Here is a 2,227-nt window from a genome sequence, read left to right on the forward strand (position 1 = left end):
AGGGAGTTCGTAGGTCTATCTGCGTATGGAATGATGTGCTCGCGTTCTAGCTGAGGCAGATCGAGCGCGTCATACTTTTTGCCTGTGAACGGGCAACGCCAGTCCATGTCCATAGCAAGGCGGCATTTACGGATGAGTGAGCCAGTGACAGATAGGTCTGGTGCATTTTCTTCAAGATATTTTACGGCTGACTTAAAGTGCGAGAGACGCTTGGTCAGTTCCCCTGCCATTTTGTCTGCCGTCATACTTGAGTATTCTTGAAGATCTCGAGCAACTTCTACGACGATATCGGAGACGATTTTAGCATCGCCATCACAGTAGTTCTCAATGATGTCATCGACTAGACGTAGGAGGATCGTTAGGCGTTGGCGGATGAGGTGGTTATTCGTGAGTTCTTCAATAGGTCGATCACGTTCGGCTTTGAGTATGTCTTTGCTTCTGTAGATCGGGCCAGCAGGAAGCGTGGCTGTTTCTTTTTCTGTAGGGTGTCGATCAGTGCTGAGCACAAAATCGAAAATCTCCTGCATGACGCGGCGCGAATACACGGCTCTGCCGCTGAGTGCATTTGAAGGAGCGAAACGTTTACGCAGGAAATGCTCTCGAGTGAGGTAGCTAGGTTTCTTCTTTTTCTGATCAGTTTGGACATGCTGTTCAATTTCTGAATTGAGAGGGGAAGCGTCGACGCTTTCCTTGGCGCATTGGTCGAGCATCCACTGGAGAGTGACTGGTCGTCCTTTCTTCCATCTACCCAGTGCTTTTTGCTTGGTGTGCTCTGAAAGGTGGCGCCAGAAGTGGGCGAGTGTTATGGTATTTTTTCTAGGACTTGAATCGCCAGAATTGAAATAGGCGAGGGCTGGATCAAGAACGAGAGCGTCTTTGGAGTCTGGATGGATTTCGAACGAGGCGTGGATGTTTGAGTTCTTGGAGCCTGTGAGTTTTTCGACGAAAGACTTGAGTTCGGTAGGCGTGAGCTTCCCTTTCTCTTCCATGAAGGCGTGAACAGCTTGTCGTTGCTCAGCTGTGAGAGATTTTCCTTCCACCTTGATGTTGGCAAGAAGCATAGCCCAGCGGAAGTAGCGGAATTCTTTTGAGATTTTATTTGGAACCTTTTCTCTTGAGATAGGACATTTAGCAATGATGCGGTTATCGAATCGAGGAATGAGCTGACCAAAGAGTAAGCCGCCGAAGTAACGTTTAGGTAGCTTAATGCTAGGAACTGGAATCGTTTCCCACGCTCGCTTTTCTTGAGATCCTTCTGAGGCAATAAGTGTGGTGATGAAGTCATCATCGAGCTTATCTAAGTGACCCTTGTGTTTGTAGAGAATCTCGAGAACTTCGTTTCTTACAATACTGCGCGGGAAGGCGGCGTTGAGGGTTTTGAAAGGATTGTTGGAGGAAATTTTGTTACTGTTTAAGTCAATGCCGAGCTCTGAACAAACCGTTTCAGCCATACTATTTGTGCCATGCTTTGCCATCAGCTCAAGTGCGGTTTTCTCTTTCTCGGTATCTCCTCCCGAGTCGTTGTCGTGACGTGCCCAGCGGCTATTGCCGTCATAGCCACGATTGTGAGCATACCAGCGAAGTACATGCCAGAGCTCTAACCATGATAGAGTAGGAGCGTCTGATATGAGAGATTTTGCCGCCAACATATGTGGAGCGGGGTGTCCTCCGTTGTCTAAATCTGTAGGACTGAGCACCGAAAGGTGTGCGAGTAGATCTTTTAGTCTAGTTATTCGCTGACGTGTGGATCTGATATTACGTCGAGTTCGTCTGTGGTCTCTTCTAGAAGAGGCTAAGCAGTCGTCTTTAGGAAAAATGACTGAACCGCAACCTTCTATGGACGGTGTTGGAAATGGGGTGCCTTTGGAAGATTTTTCGGAAGTTAGCACAGCCCAGCCAATAGAGGAATGACCAATGTCGAACGAAAGAACACACTTTTTGCTTTCACACATGATCTTAAACTGATAGGTATTCTAACGGAATCAAGACAAAGTTTGAAGTACAGGCCGCGTTTCTAGCTGTCAGGCAGCCAACACCGGTTCAAAAGTATTTCCTTAAACCCCGCTTCGGCGGGGTTTTTTCGTCCCCCTTTTAGGAGGCTCAGGCTGCCCGGGTGTATTGGGGCACGACCTTGTGCGGTGTCACTTTGAGGCAATCGTCGAGAGGGTGCTCTAAATGGGACGAGGATCGCTTCTAAGAGCTTTGGATACCTCAAAGGTCAATCCCT

The 2,227-nt window shown here is 48.1% G+C and carries 1 protein-coding gene; it reads right to left on the reverse strand.

What is annotated here, in order from left to right; translation table 11 throughout:
• A partial coding sequence (cas9, locus tag ABGY95_RS00655; protein WP_347439748.1) for a type II CRISPR RNA-guided endonuclease Cas9 occupies nucleotides 1-1,952 on the reverse strand: 1,952 nt, incomplete at its 3' end.
• Nucleotides 1,953-2,227: the final 275 nt, after the last annotated feature.

This window comes from Rubritalea sp., assembly GCF_039830215.1.
Classification (GTDB): Bacteria; Verrucomicrobiota; Verrucomicrobiia; order Verrucomicrobiales; family Akkermansiaceae; genus Rubritalea.